Origin of the sequence: Rhodobacter maris (assembly GCF_900217815.1) — a bacterium.
GTDB lineage: Bacteria > Pseudomonadota > Alphaproteobacteria > Rhodobacterales > Rhodobacteraceae > Rhodobacter > Rhodobacter maris.
On record NZ_OBMT01000002.1, the window covers coordinates 58161 to 81247 of the forward strand.

Consider the following 23087-nt stretch of genomic DNA (forward strand, 5'->3'; position numbering starts at 1 on the left):
GCACCACGGGATCCCCGTTATGCAAAAGGCGCGCCCCTGAAGGGCGCGCCTGAACGTCATGCGCTGGCGTGCGAAAGCCTTCGGCCTTGGCCGGATCAGAACAGTTCGACGCCGTTGGCTGCCGGCGGTTTCGGCGGGGTCTCCACCACCTGCGTCTCGCCCAAAAGACGCTGTCGGGCGCGCCCGCTGCCGGGCCAGAATTCGACTCGGCGCGCCTGCGTGCCGCCCAGGCTCTGGCCGGTGCATTCGATCGCCTCACGGCGCAGGAAATCGAGCACGAAACTCGCATTCTTCGCCCCGACATCGGACAAGCCCGCAATCATGCGCCCCCCACCAAAAACTTTGGCTTTCAGTCTGTTACGGCTCGCTCCTTCCTTGATCAGGGCGTTGATCAGAAGCTCCATCGCGTTCACACCGAACCGCGCGGAATTGAGCGACCCCGCCCCCGCACCATCGGGCAAGAGGAAGTGGTTCATGCCGCCGACCTGCGCCACCTCGTCATAAAGGCAAGTGGCCACGCAGGAGCCGAGAATCGTCGAGATTGAAGCCTCGGGGCCACGGGCCGTAGCAAATTCGCCCTGGGCGATATGGTGGCTCTTGTGATGATGCGCCATAATCTCAGGCCCTCCGAACAGAACTGAACTGGGCCGCGCTGCGGCCGTTACCACTACACAAATCGAGCACCGCGCGCGACATCGATCCGATGGATACCGCACGCTCGGCAGCTCCCAACTCGATCGCCGCGCGCGGCATGCCAAAGACGACGCAGGTCGCCTCATCCTGTGCCAGACAGCGCGCACCGGCACGGCGCAGCCGCACCATCGCCTCGGCGCCGTCCTTGCCCATGCCGGTGAGCATCACTGAAACCACGCGGTTCGCGAGCGGCACCGCGGAATCAAACAGCACCTCGACCGACGGCCGGTGGCCATTGCGCTTGTCACTCGCGACGAGGCGGCATTTCGGCGCCTCATGCCCGGCGACGGCGAGGTGATAATCGCCCCCCGGCGCCAGATAGACATGACCGGGCGCAAGCAGCACCCCGTCCCGCGCGAGTTCCACCTGCGGCAGCATGTTGGTGTCGAGCCTGCGCGCAAAGGAGGCCAGAAACCCTTCGGGCATATGCTGGGTGATCAGCGTCGGCGGACAGTTGCGCGGATACCCCGAAAGCAGCGTTTCAAGCGCGTCGACGCCGCCGGTCGAGGAGCCGACCAGCACGATCTTGCCGTTCCAGTTGAAATCGGTTGCCGGTGCCACGCGCGCGCGCGTCTCCGCCCCGCGCAGCCGAGCCCCCGCCGCGGCCACGAGCAGATCGGCGAGGTTGGCAAAAGTGTCCGAAAGCCGATCGAAGCTCGGCTTGCCGATACATTCGACCGCGCCAAGCGACAGCGCTTCAAGCGCCGCCGCCGAGCCCTTCTGCGTTTCGGTGGAGATCATCACCACCGGCATCGGCCGCAGACGCATCAGTTTTTCGAGAAATTCGAGCCCGTTCATCCGCGGCATCTCGACATCGAGCGTGAGCACATCGGGCAAAAGCACCTTGATCTTCTCGCGCGCGTCAAAAGGATCGCAGGCTTCCCCCACCACCGTCAGGCGCGGATCCTGCGCCAGCATGGTGCGCAAAAGGGCACGGATGGTCGGGGAATCATCGACAATCAGGACACGTTTCGGGGTCATGTTGGCACTCGGTTGTTAAGGCTCAAAGGCATGGATCTCATCTCAGAAATCTTCCCATTCGCCCGGATCGGGCTTCAGGGCGAGGGCGCCCGTACTGCGGGGCATTGCGGCAGGCAAAGCGGGGGCGGCGGGCGGGTCAGCCATTTTCTTCGGGGCCGCACGCAGCGGAACGGGCGCCGCAAGGTCTTGCTGTGACGCCAGTGCTTGCATCGGCCCGGGGCGCGGCCCGGCACGTCGCGCGCTCACCGGGGCAGAAAACGTGCCGGGCGCCGCATCGAAGCGCGCGGTGGTCGCGGTCAGCGCCTCGACCCCCCGGCCAAGCGCCTGCGCCGCCGCCGTTGTCTGCTCAAACATCGCCGCGTTTTGCTGCGTCACCTGATCAAGCTGCAACATCGCGTTGTTGATCTCGCTCAGACCCGAGGATTGCTCGCGCGCCGAAAGCGCGATCTTGGAGACCCGCGTCGCGATATCATTGACGGAAATGAGAATCCCCTCGAGCGCAGTGCCTGTCTGCCCGACAAGATCAACACCGCGGCGCACATGGTAGGAAGAGGTCGAGATCAGCGTGTCGATCTCCCGCGCCGCCTCCGAAGAGCGCTGCGCGAGGGCGCGCACTTCCGAGGCGACCACGGCAAAGCCGCGCCCCGCCTCGCCCGCGCGGGCCGCCTCGACGCCGGCGTTGAGCGCCAGAAGGTTGGTCTGGAAGGCGATATCCTCGATCACGCCGATGATGCGGGCGATCTGCTCGGAGCTCTGGGCAATCTCGCCCATCGCGCTGACCGCCTGCTGCACCACCTGTCCCGAGCTTTCCGCGCCAATCCGCGCCCGGCCGACCATCGCATCGGCCTCGGAGATGCCCGCGCTGCCGGTGCCGATCGAGGAAGTGAGCTGGTCGAGCGCGGAGACTGTCTCGGCAAGCGTCGCGGCCTGACGTTCGGTGCGCTGGCTCAAGTCCGTCGCGGCATTCGAGATCTCGCGCACCTCACCATCGATGCCGAGCGCGCAGTCGATCACAACCGCCATCGCCTCCGAAAGAGTGGCCGCAGCCTCGTTGAAATCATTTCGCAATTGCTCATATTCAGGGGGGAAGACCGCGGTGATCCGGCGCTTCAGATCGCCGCGCGCCAGCCCTTCAAGGCCGATCCGCAACCCCTCGACCACGGCGTGCTGGCCCTCCATCATCGCCGCGTTGCGCGCCTGCGCCGCCTCGAGTTCTTCGTGCGCACGAGTGATGTCATTGCCGATCAGCAACACTTTGAGAAGCTGGCCGCCATGGTCGGGCACCGGCGTCACGCTGCCTTCAGCGATCACCGCGCGCCCGTCATGCCCGCGCAGCACGAAGCGGCCGATCACCGGCTCGAGCTGCCCGAGCCGCGTCCAGAACCCCGAGAGCTGACCCAAGCCCTCTATCACCGCCTCATGAGCCCGCCCCGAAAGCGCCTCGGCACTCTCGCCGAGCGCAGCACACAGATTGGCATTGGCCCGGCTCACCCGCCCCTCAGGCGAGAATTCGAGCATCAGCTGGCTCGTCTCAAGCGCCGCCAGAAGCGCCCGTGTCATCCGTTGTTCGGTCACATCGCGCCATTCGACAACATGGCCGAGAAGCGCCCCGTCATGATCGCGGATCTGAGAGAAATCAACGCCGTAACGCCCTTCTCCCAGCGCCACATCGCGGTGGAACGGCGGCGCATCATCACTGTCGAACCAGCGGCGCTCGGCCGCTTCGACTGGATAGAGCGCCGCCAGGGGGCACCCCACCAACGCGGCGGGCGCAAGATCAGCCGAACGGGTGCGAAAATCGGCGAGCCGCTCGGCCACCAGCTGGCCGAGCGCGGTATTGGCATAGGTGATGGTCAGATCGGTATCGAGCACCATCAGCGGCGCCGAACAGGTGCGAAATGCTGTGCCCTGAATCACCGCCGCGCGCTGGCGCGCCGCCGCTTCTGCGAGCTCGCCGCGCAGCGCATCAAGCGCGCGCGCTATCTCGCCCAGCTCGTCGCTTCTGCAGGTCGCGGGCAGCGTCACCGCGTGATCGCCCTGCGCGATGGCCCCCACGGCCCCGGCGAGCCGGTGCATCGGTCGGGCAATGCCACGCGAAACCCATGCCGAAAGCGCGCCGATCAGCGCGATCAGCCAGAGCGCATTGAAAAGCTGATGTTCCGCAAGCGCTTGCGCCGGGGCCAGAACCTCGGCCTCATCCTGCTCCACCACCAGCGTGAATTCGTGCCCCAGAAGCGAGAGCGGCGCCGTGAGTCGCGCCACGGGATGACCGTCGAGCCCGAGCGCCTGCCCTTGTGGCCCACTTACCGGACCGGCCGCGCCCTGACGCAAGCGGTTCACGATCTGCCCCTCAGCATCGCGCAAATAGGCAACGCCGGTGGTGCCGAGCGCGCTCTCGCTTGCCAGCACCGCCGCGGGCCGTTCAAACCCGGCAGCGAAGGCAAGCACGCCAAGCGGGGCCCCCTGGGTCGTCCGCAGCGCCTGCGCGAGATAAACCGATCCGGCGCCGCCCTGCGGGTCTTCGATCAGACCAGACACGGCAACCTCGGCCGCTGGCGCGGCAAGGGCCTGCGCCACCGTCTGCGCAAGCGGGCTCTCGGCGCGCGACGGATCGTTCAGATTCGCCGCAAATTCTGCGCCTTTGCGCAACGAATAGACGACACGCCCCGAGGCATCGACAAAGAACAGATCCTTCAGGTCAAGATCCTGCGCAAGCGTGACAAAGCCCGGATGCGCGCGCCGGTGGATAATTCCGTAATCATTGATCTCGCCCGCAAAATCGAGCTTCCAGCGCGTGTCGGGCGGATTCGGATTGGTCTCGACCCAGGCGTGCCGCAGATTGGCTTCCGCCCCCTCGCCCAGCATTTTCCAGGCATTGGCAAAATCGCGCATCAGCCTTTGCGTGCCCTGATTGGCCGCCAGCGCCGCCATCTGCGCCCGTGTTTGCTCGGCCCAGTCCTCAAGCGCTTCGCGCCGCGATTCGAGTGTTCTTTCAAGCCGCTGCTGCGCCTCTTCGGCAAGCAGGTCGCGCGCCGCCCGGTAGGAGGAAACGCCCATCACCGTCAGCGCGACCATTGCGATCGCCACCAGCAGCAAGGGCAGTTTTACCCCCAGCGAGAGGGACGTCCGAAAGCGCATTCAAGGTCTCCACCGTCGCACCGCACGACGTGATTGTTGGCAGGCTCGCCAGGTTGGTCCTGCGAATTTGCCCACAACATTTGAAGATTCACTTAAATCATATGCGCTTGCCGCATCGGCCGCGGCCCGCGCGCTTGCCCTCAGAGCCGTGCGCGCGCCTGCAAGAGGCTGAGACGACGCCGGAATTCGGAACCGCGCAGCTCCCCCGCCGCAATCCGCTCCGGCGCTTTTGCGGCATGATGCAAAATTCGGCGCGCCTGCCAATGGGCGAGCGTGGCAAAACGCGCAGCCTCCGGGGCCGTTTTCAGCCCGACCTCGGCCGCATCGAGTGCCACCAGCGCTTCGGAGGCAAGCCCCGCCAGATCCTCCGGCCGCGCCCCGGCAAGGCACAAGCGGCCGCGCGCCGTAAGCTCGGGCAGCGCGACGAGCCAGGCCGCCAACCCCGCGGCCGCCCCCGCCGCCCGCAGCGCCGCCTCGTGACCTGAGAGCCCGAGTGCGCGCGCCGCCGCAAGGGTCAGTGCACCGCTCGTCGCATCAAGGTAATCGCGCAGCCGCCCCGCATCCTCAAACGGATCAGACCAGCAATCCGTCCGTCGCACCTCTCCCATTTCGACAAGCAACTCAAGCGCTTCCGGTGCAATATTCAGAAGCGCGGGGCCAATTTCATGGCGCGGCTCTGTCCCCGCGGCGGCCAGCGCCCCAAGCGCGTCGATCCACCATTGCAGCCGGATCTCGGCCACCATCGGCTCCCGCGCCGCCCAAGGCGCCCGCGCAAGCTCAAGGTTCGCGGCATAAACCGCAAAGAGCGGCGCACGCGCCCGCCCGGGCAGCGCCATCACTGCGGCAAAGCGGTCCGGATCGCCCGCCGCCAGACGTTCGGCGCAGACCGTAACCGGATCGCTCATACCGCTTCTGCCCCGTCACGAATGAGCTTCCACCAGATCGCATCGAGCAGCGCCTCGAACGAGGCATCGACTATGTTCGCACTCACCCCGACAGTGGACCAGCGCGCGCCGTGCCCGTCTTCGCTGTCGATGATCACCCGCGTCACGGCTTCGGTGCCGCCCTGCGTGATCCGCACCCGGAAATCGACCAGCTTGATGTCCGATATCAGGCTTTGATAGGGGCCGAGATCCTTGACGAGCGCTTTCGAAAGCGCGTTGACGGGGCCGCGGTCATGCCCCTCGGCATCCATGCTTTCCGAGACCGAGAGCATCTTCTCGCCGCCCACTTTCACCACCACGACGGCCTCCGACATGGTGACCATCTGGTCATAACGGTTCTTGCGCCGCTCGACGATGACGCGGTAGCGCTTCACCTCGAAGAATTCGGGGCAAAGCCCAAGCACCCGGCGCGCCACCAGCTCAAAACTCGCCTGCGCGCCGTCATAGGCATAGCCGCGGTCCTCGCGCGCCTTGATCTCGTCGAGGATCTCGGCAAGCCGCGGATCTTTCGGGTCAATCTCGATCCCCATGCCCTTGAGCCGCGCACGCAGGTTCGATTGCCCCGCCTGGTTCGACATCGGGATCAGGCGCGTGTTGCCCACACAATCGGGCGCGACATGCTCGTAGGTCGAGGGATCCTTCAGGATCGCCGAGGCATGGAGCCCCGCCTTGTGCGCGAAAGCCGAGGCGCCCACATAGGGGGCCGAGCGCAGCGGCACGCGGTTCAAAATGTCGTCGAGCCGGCGCGAAAGCCGCGTGACGCTCTTCAGCTTCTCCTCAGAAACGCCTGTTTCAAAAAGGCTTCTGAAGGGTTCTTTCAGAAGCAATGTAGGGATGAGCGTGGTCAGGTTGGCATTGCCGCACCGCTCACCGAGCCCGTTCAGCGTGCCCTGGATCTGGCGTGCCCCCGCCAGCACGGCGGCGAGCGTATTGGCGACAGCGGTGCCCGTGTCGTCATGGGTATGAATGCCCAGATGATCTCCGGGCACGCCCGCCGCAATCACCGCGCGGGTGATCGTGCCAATTTCATCCGGCAGCGTGCCGCCATTCGTATCGCACAAAACCACCCAACGCGCGCCCGCAGCATAAGCGGTGCGGCAACAGTCGAGCGCATAGTCCGGGTTCGCCTTGTAGCCATCAAAAAAATGCTCGGCATCAAACAGCGCCTCGCGCCCCTGCGCCACCATATGCGCGACCGAGGCGCGGATATTCTCGAGGTTTTCCGCGAGCGTGATGCCAAGCGCCGTGGTCACATGGTAATCATGGGTCTTGCCCACCAAACACACGGCGGGCGTGGCGGCATTCATCACCGCCGCCAGCACATCGTCATTCGCGGCCGAGCGCCCGGCGCGCTTGGTCATGCCAAAGGCGGTCAAAGTCGCGCGCGTCTCGGGCCGGGCGGCAAAAAAATCGCTGTCGGTCGGGTTCGCCCCCGGCCAGCCGCCCTCGATGTAATCAATGCCGATCGCGTCGAGCGCCTCAGCAATGGCGATCTTTTCCGGCACCGAGAATTGCACGCCTTGCGTCTGCTGCCCGTCGCGGAGCGTGGTGTCGTAGAGGTAGAGCCGTTCTTTCGACATCACAGACCCTCCAGCTTCGTGGCGTCAAACCCGGCGCCGGGCAGAAGCTCCACCCCCGCTTTCGACATCCGCACCTCAACGCCTGCCGCCACAAGCGCCGCCTTCATCGCATCGACAGGGGCAAAATCCTTGGTTTCCATCGCCTTGGCGCGCAGCCCGGCGAGCTTCTCGGCAAGCCCCGACAAATCCGCTTGCGGCGCCGCCGCCCAATCGCCCAGCCCATCCTCAAGCAGCCCCAGGAGCGCCGCCGAGGCTTTCAGCTCCGCCAGGTCGGTCAGCTGGTGCAACGCCGCAATGGCGCCCGCCGTGTTCAGGTCGTCGCTGAGCGCGGCGATGACCGCGGGCGCCGCGCTCGGCGCGGGGTCGATCCCCGCAACGAGCGCACGCCACTTGCGCAGCGTCGCCTCCGCCTGCGCGGCCTTTTCCGCCGTCCAGTCCATCGGCTTGCCGTAATGCGTTTGCAGGAAGACGAACCGGATCACCTCGCCCGGAATGCCCTGATCCAAAAGATCGCGCACGGTGAAGAAATTGCCCAGAGATTTGGACATCTTCTTGCCCTCGACCTGCAGCATCTCGTTATGGAGCCAGATATTCGCAAAGCCCCCCTCGGGATGCGCGCAGCAGCTTTGCGCGATCTCGTTCTCATGGTGGGGGAATTGCAAATCAATCCCGCCGGCATGAATGTCAAACGAGGCGCCCAAGAGTTCGTAAGACATCGCCGAGCATTCGATATGCCAGCCCGGACGGCCCCGGCCCCAGGGGCTTTCCCAACCCGGAAGGTCCGCATCCGAGGGCTTCCAGAGTACGAAATCCATCGGATCTTCCTTGAACGGTGCCACCTCGACCCGCGCGCCCGCGATCATGTCATCGACCGAGCGGCCCGAGAGCGCGCCATAATTCTGGTAGCTGCGCACCCGAAAGAGCACATGGCCGTCCTTTTCATAGGCATGGCCCTTGGCGATGAGATCGCCGATCATCGCGATCATCGCGCCGATAAAATCGGTCGCGCGCGGCTCGTGGCTGGGGCGCAGCGCGCCAAGCGCATCCATATCGGCGTGATACCAGCCGATCGTCTCCTCGGTGCGCGCGCGGATCAGCTCCTCAAGCGTGCCGGCCGCCCCCGCCTCCTTGCGCGCCAGCGCGGTGGCGTTGATCTTGTCGTCCACATCGGTGAAGTTGCGCACATAGGTGACGTGCTCGGCGCCATAGGTGAGGCGCAAGAGCCGGTAGAGCACATCAATCACCACCACCGGCCGGGCATTGCCCAGATGCGCGCGGTCATAGACGGTCGGCCCGCACAGATAGAGCCGCACATTGGCGGGGTCGATCGGGCGGAACTCTTCCTTGCGGCGGGTTTTCGAATTGTGCAGACGGATCATGAACTTCCTCACGGGGCTCTCGCCGCGGGCTTAGCTCATTCGATCCTGCATGAAAACAAAAGAACGGCCCGCGTGACTGTGGTCAGCGGCAAATCAGGCAAATGCGGATGATCGCACGGGGTCTCATGCGCTCAGTTACGCCCCGCCCCGCATGGCCGTCAAGCGGCAACGGCGGCGCGCGGCGGCGCAAAAGGCTCGATCACCACCCGCGCGCCCTCAAAAACGCAAAAGCTCCCCGGCGGCACGGCCTGCCAATCGCCCTCGCCATCCTCGAGCGGTTCAGAGACCACCGCCCGCCCCCGCCGCGTATCGGACCAGCGGTGATACAGCGTTGGCGCCGCATCATCCGAGGCATAGCGGATCGCGTAGAGCCGCTGACCATCCGAAAACGCCGCCGTCAGGCGCATATGCGGGGCACAGCCACGCTCGGCCGCCAGCGCCTCCAGCCGGGCCGCCGCGCGCTCGAAAGCGCCTTTCGGATCGGCGTCGAGCCCTTCGGCCAGCGCAAGCAGGAACAGCGCCTCGCTGTCGGTCGCGCCTTTCCGATGCGGATAGAGATGATCGGGGATGAGCATCTCCCCCGCCCGCCGAAAGCGGTCATAGCCCCCGATCTGGCCGTTGTGCATGAAGCTCCAGCGGCCCACCACGAAGGGGTGGCAGTTGTTGCGGCTTGTGGCTGTGCCGGTCGAGGCCCGCACATGGGCGAGAAAGAGCGGAGATTTCACCTGTGCCGTCAACGACTTGAGGTTCGGGTCCGACCAAGCGGGCATAACATCGCGGTAAAGCCCCGGCTCGGGGCGCGCATCATACCACGCCAGCCCAAAGCCATCGGCGTTGATCGCGGTGTGGCATTGCGTGGCGCATTGGCTCTGATGAATGAGCGAATGCCCCGGTTTGGAGACGATATCTTCCAGAAAGATCGGTTGCCCGATATAGGCGGCCCAGCGGCACATTCTCTGCCCCATTCAGGCGGTTGGCTCCGCCCCGGTATAACAGCGACACATGAGTGTCACGTTAACGCTTTTCGGGGCGGGGCGAAAGGCTTACGCGTTCTCTTCAACCACGACCAAATCGCGCACCGAGGCGCCCTTGGCATGGGCGAGCGCGGCTTGATAGGCGTCTGAGTGGTAGCAGGCCACGGCGGCCTCAAGCGACGGGAACCGCGCCACCACATTGCGGGCGCGGTCATTGCCTTCAAGCTGCACATAGCGCGTTGCGCGGGCAAGGAAGACCCCGCCATGCGCAGCAATCGCCGGCCCCGCGGCCACGGCATATTTGCCGTAAGCCTCAGGGTCGAGCACCTCGACGTGAGCGATCCAGAGCGCGGAGGGCATCAGGCGTTCCCCGCAATCACGGCGCGCGCGGCGGCCAGCGCGTCATCCGCCTTGGCAATATCCGCCCCACCGGCCTGCGCCATATCGGGGCGACCGCCGCCGCCCTTGCCGCCAAGCGCGGCAGCCGCTGCCTTGACGAGATCCACCGCCGACACGACCGAGGTTTTGTCGGCAGTAACGCCCGCCGCACAGGCCGCCTTGCCGCCGGTATCGGCCACGATCAGCACCGCACCCGAGCCAACCTTTTCCTTCAGGCTGTCGACAAGCGCGGGCAGATCCTTGCCGGAGACCCCGGACACTACTTGAGCAATGAAGCGCAAGCCATTGATTTCTTCGACTTCCGGGCCACCCGAAGCACCGCCGCCCATGGCCAGCTCCCGGCGCAACTGCGCCACTTCATTGGCAAAGGCCTTGCGTTCCTCCGCCAGCGTGCGCACCCGTTCGGCCACATCCGCCGGCGCGGTTTTCAGCACCGCGGCCACTTCGGAAAGCCGCGCGTTCTGCTCTTTCAGCCAGTCAAGCGCCGCCTGCCCGGTCAGCGCCTCAAAGCGGCGCACCCCCGCCGAGGAAGCCGAGTCGCCCAACGCGACAAAAGCCCCGATATCGCCGGTGCGCCGCACATGCGTGCCGCCGCAAAGCTCGAGGCTGTAGGTCTTGCCATCCGCCCCCTTGCCCGAGCCCAGCTGCTCGCCCATCGAGACGACCCGCACCTCGTCGCCGTATTTCTCACCAAAGAGCGCTTGTGCGCCAAGGGCGCGGGCATCGTCGGGCGTCATGATCCGTGTATCCACGGGTGTATTCTGCCGGATGAAGGCGTTCACTTCCGCCTCCACCTGCACTAATTCCTCTGCCGTCATCGCCTTGGCATGCGAGAAGTCAAACCGCAGCCGGTCCTCGGCATTGAGCGAGCCCTTTTGCGCCACATGCTCTCCAAGCGCGCGCCGCAGCGCCTCGTGCAGCAGGTGCGTCGCCGAGTGGTTCGCGCGAATGGCCGAGCGGCGCGCGTGATCCACCTCGAGCTTCGCGGGTTGGCCGCGCGTCACCTTGCCCGAAACCACCTCGCCGATATGGATGAAGACACCTGCGACCTTCTTGGTGTCGGTGATCTTCACCTCGGCAGTCTCGGTGCGGATGATGCCGGCATCGCCGACCTGCCCGCCCGACTCACCGTAAAACGGCGTCTGGTTGACCACGATCTGCACCGCGCCAGTGGCCTCTGCCACCTCGGCCCCCTCGACGACCAGCGCGAGGATCTGCCCCTCGGCGGTTTCCGTGTCATAGCCGAGGAACTCGGTCACGCCCTTCGCCTCGGCGATCTCGAACCAGATCCGCGCGTCCGACGCCTCGCCCGAACCGGCCCAGGCCGCGCGTGCCTTGGCCTTTTGTTCGGCCATCGCGGCGTCAAACCCGTCGGTATCGACGGTGCGGCCCTTCTCGCGCAAGGCATCCTGCGTCAGATCGAGCGGGAAGCCGTATGTGTCGTAAAGCTTGAACGCGGCGGCGCCCGGAAGCTCTGCCCCCTCGGGGAGCGCAGCAAGCTCGTCATCCAGAAGCTTCAGCCCGCGGTCGAGCGTGACCTTGAAGCGGGTTTCCTCAAGCTTCAGCGTTTCTTCGATCAGCTTTTCGGCGCGCGCAAGCTCGGGGAAGGCCGCCCCCATCTGCCGCACCAGCGCCGGCACGAGCTTGTGCATCACCGGGTCTTTCGCGCCGAGCATATGGGCATGGCGCGCGGCACGGCGCAGAATGCGGCGCAGCACATAGCCGCGCCCGTCATTCGAAGGCATCACGCCATCGGCGATCAGGAACGAGGTTGAGCGCAGGTGGTCCGCGATCACGCGGTGATGCACCTTGCCCGGACCATCGGGATCGGCCGACGTCGCATGGGCCGACGCCTCGATCAGAGCGCGCATCAGATCGGTGTCGTAATTGTCATGCTTGCCTTGCAACAGCGCGCCGATCCGCTCCAGCCCCATGCCGGTGTCGATCGATTGCATGTCGAGCGCGCGCATCGAGCCATCTTCGAATTGCTCGTTTTGCATGAACACGAGGTTCCAGATCTCGATGAAGCGGTCGCCATCCTCATCCGCCGAGCCGGGCGGGCCACCCCAGATATGGTCGCCGTGGTCGTAAAAGATCTCGGTGCAGGGGCCGCAGGGACCGGTCGGCCCCATTTGCCAGAAGTTGTCCTTCGTGGCGATGCGAATGATCCGGTCATCCGAGAGCCCGGCGACCTTCTTCCAGATCTCCGCCGCCTCGTCATCAGTATGGTAGACGGTGACGAGGAGGCGTTCCTTCGGAATCCCGAAATCCATGGTCAGCAATTCCCAGGCATAGGGGATCGCCCCATGCTTGAAATAATCGCCGAAGGAGAAGTTGCCGAGCATCTCGAAAAACGTGTGGTGGCGCGCGGTATAACCGACGTTATCGAGGTCGTTGTGCTTGCCCCCGGCGCGGACGCATTTTTGCGAGGTGGTGGCGCGCACGTAATCGCGTTTCTCCACCCCGGTGAAGCAGTTCTTGAACTGCACCATGCCGGAGTTGGTGAACATCAGCGTCGGGTCGTTGCGCGGCACGAGGGGCGAGCTTTCCACCACCTTGTGACCGTTCTTTTCAAAATAACCGAGGAAGGTGGAGCGGATATCATTGAGGCTGGGCATGGGCAGGCCTTTTTTACGGATTTCCCTCCGTTTAGCGATGCTTCCCGGCCCTGTCCAGAAAGCAAAGCGGCCGAGGCTGGGCCCGGCCGTTGCAGTTAGGCGTTTCCGCGATCATTCCTGCGCGATCCGGGCCAAAGCCAAAGCGCGCCAGGGCGGATCACTCCTCGGTCAGGTCTTCCGCCGTCGGATCGACGCCGAAGTCGAGCCCGTGGCTGGCGCGGATCTTGTCCTCGATCTCATAGGCCACATCGGGATTGTCACGCAGGAACTGTTTGGCATTCTCCCGGCCCTGGCCGATGCGCTCGTCACCATAGGAATACCAGGCGCCCGATTTCGCCACCACACCGGCCTTGACGCCAAGGTCGACCAGTTCGCCAACCTTGGAGATGCCCTCACCGTAAAGGATGTCAAACTCCACCTCGCGGAAGGGCGGCGCCACCTTGTTCTTGACGACCTTCACCCGCGTCTGGTTGCCAATCACCTCATCGCGGTCCTTGATGGCGCCGGTGCGCCGAATGTCGAGACGCACGGAAGCATAGAATTTCAAGGCATTGCCGCCCGACGTTGTTTCGGGTGAGCCAAACATTACGCCGATCTTCATGCGGATCTGGTTGATGAAGATCACCATGCAGTTCGAGCGCCCGATCGAGGCGGTGAGCTTGCGCATCGCCTGGGACATCAGCCGCGCCTGCGCGCCGACCGTGGCATCGCCCATATCGCCCTCAATCTCGGCGCGCGGCGTCAGCGCCGCCACCGAGTCGACCACCACAAGACTCACCGCCCCCGAGCGCACCAGCGTATCGACGATTTCGAGCGCCTGCTCGCCTGTATCCGGTTGGGAAATCAGCAGCTCTTCGAGATTCACGCCGAGCTTTTTCGCGTAATAGGGGTCCAGCGCATGTTCGGCATCGACAAAAGCGCAGACGCCGCCCTTTTTCTGCTCTTCCGCAATGCAATGCAGCGTCAGCGTGGTTTTCCCGGAGCTTTCCGGCCCGTAGATCTCGACGATCCGCCCCTTCGGCAGGCCACCGATGCCAAGCGCAATGTCGAGGCCAAGCGAACCGGTCGAGGTCGCCTCGATCTCGGGAGGGGGATTGTCGCCACCGAGCTTCATGATCGAGCCCTTGCCGAACTGCCGCTCAATCTGCGCCAGCGCCGATTCCAGCGCTTTCTGTTTCTCTGCCTTGCTTTTGTCACTCATCTCGAAAAGGCCTGCCGTTGCCATCTGTCGTCCCCTTATCCCATAGAGGCGGCGGCACGGCAATCTGCCCGGCCCCGGAAAAGTTCACCTCTTGTTCTCACCCATATGAGCACATTTCGAGAACATTGCAATGAATTTTTCCGTATTAGGGCGAGGAGAGCCGACCCGGGCATGGCCGGCACGCAGCTGCACTTTACCGCACCCGACGCAACGCCTATGAGAGAGAAAACAGCGAAGGCTTTGCAGATGCTGATTTTCTGGGATCAACGACTGGTATTCCTGGCAACACCGAAAGCAGGTTCGACGGCAGTGGAAGTGGCGCTTGAGCCGCTCGCTTCGGTGCGGATGCAGCGCCCTGCCGCCCTCAAACACATGAGCGCCGCCGATTATCACGCCACGCTCGGGCCATGGCTCACAGCGCAGGCGGGGACACCTTTCACCACTGTTGCGCTGATGCGCGAGCCGGTTGGCTGGCTGCGCTCCTGGTATCGGTTCCGCTCGCGGGACGATTTCGAGGATCCGGCACATCCGATGGCAGGTCAAAGCTTCGAAAGCTTTGCCCAGAATTACATGGCCCATCCCGGCACGACGGGAATCGGCAGCCAGTCGGCACATTTGTGCGACGCCGCGGGGACACCGCTCGCGGACCGGATCTTCCGTTATGAGGAGATCGAGCGCTTCGTGCAATTTCTTGAAGACCGGCTCGACTGCGCAGTCACCCTGCCGCGGGTCAATGTGCCGCCCGCAGTCGATACTCAACTGAGTGCGACCACCGAAACGGCGCTGAAAGCCGCGCTCGCGGCGGATGTCGCGCTTTACGAGAGCCTTGCCTGAGAGGGGTCGGCCGCACCGCCCTGCCCGGGGCCCCGCCCCGCAGCCTCCGCGGCCGCCTTTTGCTTGGCATGGCGGGCAATCTGGTTCTGCACCGTCGCCGTCAGCTCGCTCAGCGAGAAGGGTTTGGGCAGGAAGACTGACTTCGGCATCGGCGGACGGCCTTCCCGGAACACATCCTCCGCATAGCCGGAAACGAAGACCACCGCCGTATCGGGGCGACGCTTGAGCGCTTCCGCCACCCAGGTCGGCCCGTCCATCCCCGGCATGATCACATCGGTGACAAAGACATCGAACACAAGGCTCTCATCCTCGAGAATGCGCAGCGCCTCCTCGGCATTCTCCGCCTCGAAAACCGTGTAGCCGCGCAGCTTGAGCGCACGCGAGGCGAAGGCGCGCACGGGCGCCTCGTCCTCGACCAGAAGCACCATTGAGGCCGCGCTGTCCTCAACCGCGGGAAGCTCGAGCACGGGGCCCGTGGTTTCCGGTTCGATGTCGGCCGGGCGATCATGGGCGGGCAGGAAGAGCGTGAAGGAGGTGCCCGAGCCCAGCACGGAATCGCAGAAGATATAGCCGCCGGTCTGCTTGACGATGCCATAGGCAGTCGACAGGCCGAGGCCCGTCCCTTCGCCCGGTTTTTTTGTGGTGAAGAAGGGCTCGAAGATCTTGCCCAGCTTGTCGGGCGGGATGCCCACACCCTCGTCGGTGACCTTGACGACGACGTAATCGCCCTTCGGCACCGCGGCACGGTCGCGCTTGAGATCCTCGATCAGGTGCAGGTTCTCGGTCTCGATGCGGATCTCCCCGCCGCCCGGCATCGCGTCGCGAGCATTGACGACCAGGTTCATGATCACCTGTTCAAGCTGGCGCTTGTCGGCGCGGATCGAGCTCAGATGCTCATCATGGATCAGCGTCAGCACCACCTTTTCGCCCACCAGCCGGTTGAGCAGATGCGTGAGATCGGCCAGCGTGTCGCGCAGATCGATCACCCGCAGCTTGAGCGTCTGCTTGCGGGAAAAAGCGAGAAGCTGCCCCACCAGCGAGGCGGCGCGATTGGCGTTCTGGCTGATCTGGTCAAGATCTGTGTAATCCGGGTCGCCCTTGTCATGGCGCAGCATCAGAAGGTCACAATGACCCGAAATGGCAGTGAGCAAGTTATTGAAATCATGCGCAACACCGCCCGCAAGCTGGCCAATCGCCTGCATCTTCTGGCTTTGCACAAACTGGCCCTCGAGCGTTTTCAGCTGCGTCGCATCGGAGAGCACGGCAATGAGCCCGGTGCGCCCGTCCTCGATCACCCGCGCCAGCGTGACCTGCAAGAACACCTCGCGGTCGCCACGGCGCGCGCGCAGCACTTCGGGGCGCCGCTCGGTCCGCCCGGCCACCGCATCGGCAACCCAGTCCTCGACCGGCCGGCCGAGCCCCTCGAAAAGGTCGCACAGCCGCGTGCCGGGCGCGATCTGGCCCAGAAGCCCGCGCGCGGCGCGGTTCACATCGACCGCACGACCATCAATGGCAAGCCGCATCAACGCCACCGGCAGGCTCTCGAAGGAGGCCGGATCATGTGCGGCAGGCCGCCCCGGCGCCACTGGCATCAGGTAAATCTCGTCGCGCCCGCCTGCACCTTCGATCTGCGCCACCATGCAGCGCATCGGCCCCTCGGTGGTGGTGATCTCCTGCTCCTCACCCGAGCGGATCGGCAAATCGGTGAAAATCCGGTCGAGCGTGCGCATCCGCTCGCCCACGAGCCGCCGCAAAGCCTCGTTCATGAACAGGATCGTGCCGGTTTTCGACACCGTCAGCATCGGCAACGAGAGCGTTTCGCCGCCGCGCCCGCCCACGGCGCGCTCGGCCATGTCCTCGAGCCGCCAAAGGAAGCCGCCGCCCTCGATCCGGTGCACCGCAATGCGCATATGCCCGCGCCGTGTCACCACGTCCTCGCGCGCCGCCCCGAGCGCCACCGCTTTCGATTGCAGCCGGGTCAGCACCGAGCCCGGATTGGCGAAAAGTTCGCCAAGTGCACGCGCCAGCGTCTGCCCGCCGCGCACGCCAAACCGGTCGGTCGCGGCGCGGTTCTGATAGCCGATCTCGCCCTCGGCATCGGTGGTGAAAGAAGGCGCGGCATCATGCGCGATGAAGGCGGCGAGCGACGCCATCATCTGCCCCTCGCGGCGCGCGCCGAACCGCTGCGCGAGCTTGGCGATCAGGGCCAGAACAAGGAAACTGCCCGAGACCGAAAGCAGAAGCGTCATCCAGACGCGATCCTGCACGAAATAGCCTGCAACCCCGGCGGCAACGGCCCCGAGCAGAAGATAAATCGCCCCCGGAGCGATCAGGGCTGCCGTACGGCCAAGCGCAGGCAAAGACGGATCGGGGTGCGTCACGGGCCTGTTCCTTTTCAGAATCGTCTCCTCGCATTCGGGAACATTTAGGTTAAAGCCTGATTAACAAATACCTACCTCAACCTAAAGATGTAAGAGCAAGTTCCCGATCCGTTCCATCCCGTTCCAGTACCGCGCCAAAAAAACCGTCACCACCGTCGCGCGGCGTGAGGCGAAGTGCGCGGGTCACTTGCCAGCCGGTACCGCGGAATGCGGCGATGGGTGCGGCGTTCTCAACCGAAAGAAGCGAGCAGGTCATGTAGCAAAGCCGCCCGCCCGGAGCGACAAAGCGCGCTGCCTGTGCCAGAATTTCGCCTTGCAACGCGGTCAGTTCGGCAAGCCGCGCGGGGGTGAGCGCCCATTTTGCCTCGGGCGCGCGCCGCCATGTGCCCGAGCCCGAGCAAGGCGCATCGACCAGCACGAGATCGAAAGTGCCGGTCACTTTTCCCGGTTGCGCCAGCGTGATCCGCGCTCCCGCCCGTTTGGCGCGGGGGGCGATGTCGCGCATGCGTGCGGCGTCGATGTCATGTGCGGTGATCCGGGCCTGCGGGGCGGCGGCGGCCAGCGCCAGCGCCTTGCCGCCGCCGCCCGCGCAATAATCGAGCACCCGCGCCCCCGGTGAAAGCGGCACGAGCGCAAGCATCGCCTGCGAGGCGGCATCCTGCAATTCGACGAGGCCGGTCTCATATGCTCGGCTTTTCATGATTTTGCGCGCGCCTGCGGTCACTTCGAGCGCGGTTTCCGCAAGCGGATGGGCCGCCGCTTCGATCCCCTCCGCCGCAAGAGCGGCCTGCGCTGCCCGGCGCGTGGTTTTGGCGACATTCACCCGCAGGAACACTGGCGCACGCGCCTGCATCTGCGCCGATACGGCATCGAAATCGCTCCCGAGATCTTCCTTGATTTGCGGCAAAAGCCAATCTGGCCAGTCTCTTGCGGCCAGATCTTCAGCGGCGGGGCGCGCCACGCAAAGATGGTCTCTCTCGGCATCGGTGAGTGCGGCAGGCGCATGGCCCGCACCGGTGAAAAACGCTTCCGGGGCGCGATCTTCGGCGCGGCAAAGCCCGAGCATCAACCCGCGGCCCGTGAGAGCGCCGCCGAGCGCCGCAAAGCTGCCGCGGCAACGAAGCGCGTCAAACACATGATCGCGCACCGCGGCGCGGTCACCCGAGCCGGCAAAACGGTTGGCCCGGCCCCAGTTCGTCAGGGCGCGTTCGGCGGGCGCCCCCGCGAGGATGGCATCGAGCACGTCGATCGCGGCGGCAAGGCGGGCAGCGGGGGTCATGGCACTCCTTGTTGGCTCACTGGCGCAAAAGGCGCGCTTCCGCGGCATCGGCCTTGGCCCATCGCAACACACCTTCGGTGATCGCGGCCGCCATCTGCGCGCGCCAATCGGCATCGAGAAGCCGCGCCCGATCCACCGGCGAGGACAGAAACCCGAGTTCCACCAGGGCCGAGGGGATGTCAGGCGAGCGCAGCACGGCAAAATTCGCGGCCTGCACCGGATGGCGATGCATCCTGAGCCCGGCCCCCTTGATCGCCCCCGCAAGCACCTGGGCGAGCCGCACCACGCGCGGTTGGGTCTCGGTGCGGGCGAGGTCCATCAAGACCCCCGCCACCGCATCGTCATGCCCCATGAGATCGACGCCAGCCAGAAGATCTGACCGGTCATGCCGTTCGGCGAGCACGCGCGCGGCGGAATCCGAGGCCTTGTCGTCGAAGCGGTAGAGGGTGGCGCCCATCGCCTGCCCCTCGGGGAGCGCATCGGCATGGAGCGCCAGAAAAAGATCGGCACGGAAGGCATGGGCGCGGGTGATCCGCTCTTCGAGCGGCACGAAGACATCTTCGTCGCGCGTCAGGCCAACCTCGATTCCGGCGCGGGTCATCGCCTCCTTCAACTCGCGCGCAAAGGAGAGCACCAGCACCGCCTCCGAATAGCCATCCGCCTCGGCGCCGGGGTCGATGCCCCCATGCCCCGGGTCAAGCATCACCCGCAGCGGCCGGGTGCCATCTTGCCGGATGAGCGGCTGGCCGGTGGGCACCGGCTGCGGCAGATCCCACAATGCGGATTGTGCCGCGCCGTCATGGGTGCGGAAATCGGCGGCATCGACCGGCGCAAGCACCAGATGCAGCTCCGGCGGGCGGCCGCTTCCTGCCTCGGTGCGTTCCTCGGCCGAAACGATCCGCGCCGGTGCGGTGAGCTCCGCCACCATCCGCGACCAGCCGGGGCGGAACTTGCCCCAGCGCAACGCGCCCAGAAGACCCTGATGCGCAAAGTCATCCGCCTGCGCCGCGGTAAAATCCACTTCGCGGAAGTCCACGACAAGCCGTGGCGGGGCATCCAGAAGGAAGGCGCGGAACGGCACCGGCTGGCTCAGGCCCAGCGTGATTCCGGTTTCCGTCGCGCTGACGTTGATCGCACTGCGATCCGGTTCGAGACGCGCAAGCCCCGAAAGCCCGGGCGTCTCTGCGCGCGCGGAAAGCGTGAGCGCCAGAAGCGCCGTGAGGATCGGAAGGAAAAGTCTCATCTCTGCTCAGCTTCAGGCCTGCCCGGTCCGGACGGCCGGTTTGCCCCATCGTAACGCAAGGCGGGGCGAGGGGGAATCCCCTCAGCGCGTTGTCATGAAGGCGGTCAGCGCCGCGAGCCCCTCTTCGAGCTCGGCCGTGGCGCGGGCATAGGAAAAGCGCACCGTCGTATGGCCGCGCACCGGGTCGAAATCGAGCCCCGGCGTCACGGCCACGCCCGCCTTCTCGAGGATTTCGGCGCAAAACGCGCGGCTGTCCTGCGTCAGATCGGAGACATCGGCATAAATGTAGAAGGCGCCATCGGGCGGCGCGATTTTGCCAAAGCCCGCCTTCGGCAGCGCCTCAAGCATGAGGGTGCGGTTTTGCGCATAGACCGCGCGGTTCGCCTCCAGCTCGTCAATCGCCTCAAGCGCGGCGAGCGCTGCCACCTGGCTCGCATGCGGCGGGCAGATGAACATGTTCTGCGCCAGCCGCTCAACGGTGCGGATATGATCCTCCGGCACCACCATCCAGCCCACACGCCAGCCCGTCATCGAGAAGTATTTCGAAAACGAGTTGATCACATAGGCGTCGTTGCCGATTTCCAGCGCCGAGGTGGCACGGGCCTCATAGTGGAGCCCATGATAGATCTCGTCGGAGACAAAGCCGAGCCCGCGCGCGCTGGCCGCCTGCATCAGCGCCGCAAGCTCGGGCTTGCCGAGCATGGTCCCCGAAGGGTTGCCGGGCGAGGCGACGATGAGGCCCTGCACATCGGCGGGAAGTTCCGCGGGCACCGGCTGGTAGCGGTTCTCGGGCCGGGTCAGAATATCGACCGGCGTGACCGACATGGCACGCAGGATCTGTCGATAGCTCGGATAGCCCGGCGCCCCGAGGGCGACGCGGTCCCCGGCATCGAACAGCGCGGAAAAGGCGAGCAGGAACGCGCCCGAGGAGCCCGGCGTGACCACCACCCGCTCGGGGTCGAGATCGACGCCATACCAGCGCGCATAAAGGCTGGCGATGCCACGGCGCAACTCCGGCAGGCCCAGTGCCACGGTATAACCGAGGCTCTCGCGCTCAAGCGCTGCGGCAAGTGCTTTGCGCGCGCGCGCAGGCGCCGGTGTCGAAGGCTGGCCCACCTCCATATGGATGATGCGCCGCCCCGCCGCCTCGGCCGCCCGCGCCGCCTCCATCACATCCATCACGATGAACGGATCGACCTGCCCCCGGCTGGATCTGCGCATTGTCGCCTCCCGAAAAGTTGCGGCCCCGGGATAGGCCCGGGGCGATACGCGGTCAATGACGAAAGCCTGAAGCGGGGCGGCGGGATTTGTCTTGCGTGCCGGCGCAGCATTGGCGAAGGTGCCGCGAACCGGCGCCGCAGGCGCCCCTTTCAGGATGACCCGATGACCCGTCTCTCGCTCGCCGCCCTCTTTGCGCTTTCGACCGCGCTCGCGCTGCCCGCTCAGGCGTTCGATCTCGGCGCAATGAGTGCGGACGAAAAGGCGCAGTTCGGCACGGCCGTGCGCGATTACCTGATGGAGAACCCCGAGGTTCTGGTCGAGGCGATCAACAAGCTTGAAGAGCGTCAGCAGGCGCAAGCCGCGCAAAACGACAAGGTTCTGGTGCAAACCAACGCGCAGGACATCTTCGATTTTGCGGGCGACTGGGTAGGCGGCAACCCGGATGGCGATGTAACGATGGTCGAGTTCATCGATTACAAATGCAGCTACTGCAAGAAGGCCTATCAAGTCGTTGACGAAGTGCTGAAAAAAGATGGCAAGATCCGCTTCGTGGTGAAGGAATTCCCGATCCTCTCGGATCAATCGGTGCTCGCGGCGCGCTTTGCGGTGGCGGTGCGCCAAGTGGCGGGCGATGCCGCCTATGAGGCGGTGCATAACGCGCTGATGGATCTGCGCGGCGACATCACGCTCGACAGCCTGAAGCGGCTCGCGGAGGCGCAGAAGATCAATGCCGATGCCGTGGTCGCGAAGATGAACACCGAAGAGGTGACGGCGGTGCTGCGTACCAATGCCCAGCTTGCCGAACGGATGGGCATCGCAGGCACACCCGCCTTCGTCGTCGGCGGCCAGCTCCTGCGCGGCTACGCGCCTACCGAGACAATGCAGCAGATCGTGGCGCAGGAACGCGGCTGAGGGAAAGGGGGCGCCGTCCCCTCTGGGCCTGCGGCCCATTCCCCCCCGGGATATTTCAGCAAAGTCGAGGGCATGATGGCAAAAGGGCGCCCCTGCGGCGCCCCTTTTATGTTCGGCTTCGACTTTGCTGCAATACCCTTGGAGGTGTCTGCATCTGCAGACGGGAAGCAGCGCCCCTCCTCACTCGGCCGCCTGCTCCGCCGCATCGAGCGCCGCAGCCCGCTCCTCCACGAGCCGCACGATCTCCTCGATCATCGCCTCGTTCGACATCTTGTGGCTTTGCTTGCCCGCAAGATAAATCATCCCCGCGCCCGCGCCGCCGCCGGTAAAGCCGATATCCGTCATCAGCGCCTCTCCCGGCCCGTTCACCACGCAGCCGATGATCGAGAGGCTCATCGGCGTCTTGATGTGTTCGAGCCGGCGCTCCAGCGCATCCACCGTCTTGATCACGTCAAAGCCCTGCCGCGCGCAGGAGGGGCAGGAGATGATCTGCACGCCGCGCGCGCGCAGCCCGAGCGATTTCAGGATCTCGTAGCCGACCTTGACCTCTTCGACCGGATCGGCGGAAAGGCTGACCCGGATCGTGTCGCCAATGCCCGCCCAAAGCAGGTTGCCAAGCCCCACCGCCGATTTCACCGTGCCCGACATCAGCCCGCCCGCCTCGGTGATGCCAAGGTGCAGCGGCTTGTCGGTGGCCTCCGCCAGCGCCTGATAGGCGGCGGCGGCAAGGAACACATCGGAGGCCTTGACCGAGATCTTGAACTCATGAAAGTCGTTGTCTTCGAGGATCTTGATGTGATCCATACCGGATTCGAGCATCGCCTCCGGGCAGGGCTCGCCGTATTTGTCCAAAAGGTGCTTTTCGAGCGAGCCCGCATTGACCCCGATCCGCATCGAGCAGCCATGGTCCTTCGCGGCCTTGATCACCTCGCGCACGCGCTTGGCATCGCCGATATTGCCGGGGTTGATGCGCAGGCAGGCCGCGCCCGCCTCGGCCGCCTCGATCGCGCGCTTGTAGTGGAAATGGATGTCGGCCACGATCGGCACCGGGCTCTCGCGGCAGATCTCCTTCAGCGCGCGGGTGGCATCCTCGTCGGGCGCCGAGACGCGGACGATATCGGCCCCCACCTCGGCGGCGCGGATCACCTGCCCCAGCGTGGCTTTCACGTCAGAGGTGATGGTATTGGTCATCGTCTGCACCGAGATCGGCGCATCGCCCCCCACGGGCACCTTGCCCACCCAGATCTTGCGCGAGGGGCGGCGCGCGATGTTGCGCCACGGGCGGATGGGATTGTGCGACATGAGAGGCC

General features: G+C 65.3%; 17 protein-coding genes. 2 read left to right on the plus strand and 15 right to left on the minus strand.

Annotation, left to right across the window (positions count from 1 at the left end):
* Nucleotides 1-95: 95 nt before the first annotated feature.
* The 10 genes from CRO22_RS04535 to recA form a co-directional block, all read right to left on the minus strand.
* The gene (locus tag CRO22_RS04535; RefSeq protein WP_097068944.1) at nucleotides 96-614 is read right to left on the minus strand and encodes a chemotaxis protein CheD; all 519 of its coding nucleotides are present in this window, start codon (nucleotides 612-614) and stop codon (nucleotides 96-98) included.
* A gap of 4 nt (nucleotides 615-618) precedes the next feature.
* Nucleotides 619-1674: a protein-glutamate methylesterase/protein-glutamine glutaminase gene (locus CRO22_RS04540; protein WP_097068945.1), complete on the minus strand. Its 1056-nt coding sequence runs from the start codon at nucleotides 1672-1674 to the stop codon at nucleotides 619-621.
* 42 nt (nucleotides 1675-1716) lie between these two features.
* The gene (locus CRO22_RS04545; protein WP_097068946.1) at nucleotides 1717-4812 is read right to left on the minus strand and encodes a methyl-accepting chemotaxis protein; all 3096 of its coding nucleotides are present in this window, start codon (nucleotides 4810-4812) and stop codon (nucleotides 1717-1719) included.
* 140 nt (nucleotides 4813-4952) lie between these two features.
* A complete protein-coding gene (locus CRO22_RS04550) occupies nucleotides 4953-5717 on the minus strand; it encodes a squalene/phytoene synthase family protein (RefSeq protein ID WP_097068947.1) in 765 nt (254 codons plus the stop codon).
* Nucleotides 5714-7336, minus strand: a complete 1623-nt coding sequence (gene cimA / locus CRO22_RS04555; protein ID WP_097068948.1) for a citramalate synthase — start codon at nucleotides 7334-7336, stop codon at nucleotides 5714-5716. Before cimA ends, CRO22_RS04550 begins: the two co-directional genes overlap by 4 nt.
* A complete protein-coding gene (cysS, locus tag CRO22_RS04560) occupies nucleotides 7336-8715 on the minus strand; it encodes a cysteine--tRNA ligase (protein ID WP_097068949.1) in 1380 nt (459 codons plus the stop codon). The genes cimA and cysS overlap by 1 nt, the downstream gene beginning before the upstream one ends.
* 158 nt (nucleotides 8716-8873) lie before the next feature.
* Nucleotides 8874-9668 carry a class II glutamine amidotransferase gene (locus CRO22_RS04565; protein ID WP_097068950.1) on the minus strand — a complete coding sequence of 265 codons (795 nt, stop codon included), beginning with the start codon at nucleotides 9666-9668 and terminating at the stop codon, nucleotides 8874-8876.
* A gap of 90 nt (nucleotides 9669-9758) precedes the next feature.
* Nucleotides 9759-10049, minus strand: a complete 291-nt coding sequence (locus tag CRO22_RS04570) for a DUF1330 domain-containing protein (protein WP_097068951.1) — start codon at nucleotides 10047-10049, stop codon at nucleotides 9759-9761.
* Nucleotides 10049-12706 carry an alanine--tRNA ligase gene (gene alaS / locus CRO22_RS04575; protein ID WP_097068952.1) on the minus strand — a complete coding sequence of 886 codons (2658 nt, stop codon included), beginning with the start codon at nucleotides 12704-12706 and terminating at the stop codon, nucleotides 10049-10051. Before alaS ends, CRO22_RS04570 begins: the two co-directional genes overlap by 1 nt.
* A 157-nt stretch (nucleotides 12707-12863) precedes the next feature.
* Nucleotides 12864-13931 (minus strand): recombinase RecA, encoded by a 1068-nt coding sequence (recA, locus tag CRO22_RS04580; RefSeq protein WP_097068953.1) that lies wholly within the window; start codon nucleotides 13929-13931, stop codon nucleotides 12864-12866.
* Between the two features lie 222 nt (nucleotides 13932-14153).
* Here recA and CRO22_RS04585 point away from each other — a divergent pair, with 222 nt between their 5' ends.
* The gene (locus CRO22_RS04585) at nucleotides 14154-14741 is read left to right on the plus strand and encodes a hypothetical protein (protein ID WP_097068954.1); all 588 of its coding nucleotides are present in this window, start codon (nucleotides 14154-14156) and stop codon (nucleotides 14739-14741) included.
* Here the strand turns inward: CRO22_RS04585 and CRO22_RS04590 are convergent.
* From CRO22_RS04590 to CRO22_RS04605, 4 genes are all read right to left on the minus strand, one after another.
* Nucleotides 14723-16990, minus strand: a complete 2268-nt coding sequence (locus CRO22_RS04590; RefSeq protein WP_245860896.1) for an ATP-binding response regulator — start codon at nucleotides 16988-16990, stop codon at nucleotides 14723-14725. The genes CRO22_RS04585 and CRO22_RS04590 overlap by 19 nt on opposite strands.
* A 208-nt stretch (nucleotides 16991-17198) precedes the next feature.
* On the minus strand, nucleotides 17199-18401 hold the full coding sequence (locus tag CRO22_RS04595; RefSeq protein WP_097068955.1) for an RsmB/NOP family class I SAM-dependent RNA methyltransferase: 1203 nt from the start codon (nucleotides 18399-18401) through the stop codon (nucleotides 17199-17201).
* Nucleotides 18402-18417: 16 nt separating this feature from the next.
* Nucleotides 18418-19644, minus strand: a complete 1227-nt coding sequence (locus tag CRO22_RS04600) for an N-acetylmuramoyl-L-alanine amidase (protein WP_097068956.1) — start codon at nucleotides 19642-19644, stop codon at nucleotides 18418-18420.
* Between the two features lie 81 nt (nucleotides 19645-19725).
* A complete protein-coding gene (locus CRO22_RS04605; protein ID WP_097068957.1) occupies nucleotides 19726-20865 on the minus strand; it encodes a pyridoxal phosphate-dependent aminotransferase in 1140 nt (379 codons plus the stop codon).
* Nucleotides 20866-21027: 162 nt separating this feature from the next.
* Between CRO22_RS04605 and CRO22_RS04610 the strand changes: the two genes are divergently transcribed.
* The gene (locus CRO22_RS04610) at nucleotides 21028-21777 is read left to right on the plus strand and encodes a DsbA family protein (RefSeq protein WP_097068958.1); all 750 of its coding nucleotides are present in this window, start codon (nucleotides 21028-21030) and stop codon (nucleotides 21775-21777) included.
* Between the two features lie 180 nt (nucleotides 21778-21957).
* Here the strand turns inward: CRO22_RS04610 and ispG are convergent, their stop codons facing one another.
* Nucleotides 21958-23079 carry a flavodoxin-dependent (E)-4-hydroxy-3-methylbut-2-enyl-diphosphate synthase gene (gene ispG / locus CRO22_RS04615; RefSeq protein WP_097068959.1) on the minus strand — a complete coding sequence of 374 codons (1122 nt, stop codon included), beginning with the start codon at nucleotides 23077-23079 and terminating at the stop codon, nucleotides 21958-21960.
* Between the last annotated feature and the right edge of the window lie 8 nt (nucleotides 23080-23087).

Coding starts and splice junctions, on each gene's coding strand:
- CRO22_RS04600 (WP_097068956.1), bottom strand. CDS start 19,644: ATGAGACTTTTCCTTCCGATCCTCACGGCGCTTCTGGCGCTCACGCTT.
- CRO22_RS04535 (WP_097068944.1), bottom strand. CDS start 614: ATGGCGCATCATCACAAGAGCCACCATATCGCCCAGGGCGAATTTGCT.
- CRO22_RS04540 (WP_097068945.1), bottom strand. CDS start 1,674: ATGACCCCGAAACGTGTCCTGATTGTCGATGATTCCCCGACCATCCGT.
- CRO22_RS04545 (WP_097068946.1), bottom strand. CDS start 4,812: ATGCGCTTTCGGACGTCCCTCTCGCTGGGGGTAAAACTGCCCTTGCTG.
- CRO22_RS04570 (WP_097068951.1), bottom strand. CDS start 10,049: ATGCCCTCCGCGCTCTGGATCGCTCACGTCGAGGTGCTCGACCCTGAG.
- CRO22_RS04605 (WP_097068957.1), bottom strand. CDS start 20,865: ATGCGCAGATCCAGCCGGGGGCAGGTCGATCCGTTCATCGTGATGGAT.
- recA (WP_097068953.1), bottom strand. CDS start 13,931: ATGGCAACGGCAGGCCTTTTCGAGATGAGTGACAAAAGCAAGGCAGAG.
- CRO22_RS04565 (WP_097068950.1), bottom strand. CDS start 9,668: ATGTGCCGCTGGGCCGCCTATATCGGGCAACCGATCTTTCTGGAAGAT.
- CRO22_RS04590 (WP_245860896.1), bottom strand. CDS start 16,990: ATGACGCTTCTGCTTTCGGTCTCGGGCAGTTTCCTTGTTCTGGCCCTG.
- CRO22_RS04595 (WP_097068955.1), bottom strand. CDS start 18,401: ATGACCCCCGCTGCCCGCCTTGCCGCCGCGATCGACGTGCTCGATGCC.
- alaS (WP_097068952.1), bottom strand. CDS start 12,706: ATGCCCAGCCTCAATGATATCCGCTCCACCTTCCTCGGTTATTTTGAA.
- cimA (WP_097068948.1), bottom strand. CDS start 7,336: ATGTCGAAAGAACGGCTCTACCTCTACGACACCACGCTCCGCGACGGG.
- CRO22_RS04585 (WP_097068954.1), top strand. CDS start 14,154: ATGCTGATTTTCTGGGATCAACGACTGGTATTCCTGGCAACACCGAAA.
- CRO22_RS04550 (WP_097068947.1), bottom strand. CDS start 5,717: ATGAGCGATCCGGTTACGGTCTGCGCCGAACGTCTGGCGGCGGGCGAT.
- cysS (WP_097068949.1), bottom strand. CDS start 8,715: ATGATCCGTCTGCACAATTCGAAAACCCGCCGCAAGGAAGAGTTCCGC.
- CRO22_RS04610 (WP_097068958.1), top strand. CDS start 21,028: ATGACCCGTCTCTCGCTCGCCGCCCTCTTTGCGCTTTCGACCGCGCTC.
- ispG (WP_097068959.1), bottom strand. CDS start 23,079: ATGTCGCACAATCCCATCCGCCCGTGGCGCAACATCGCGCGCCGCCCC.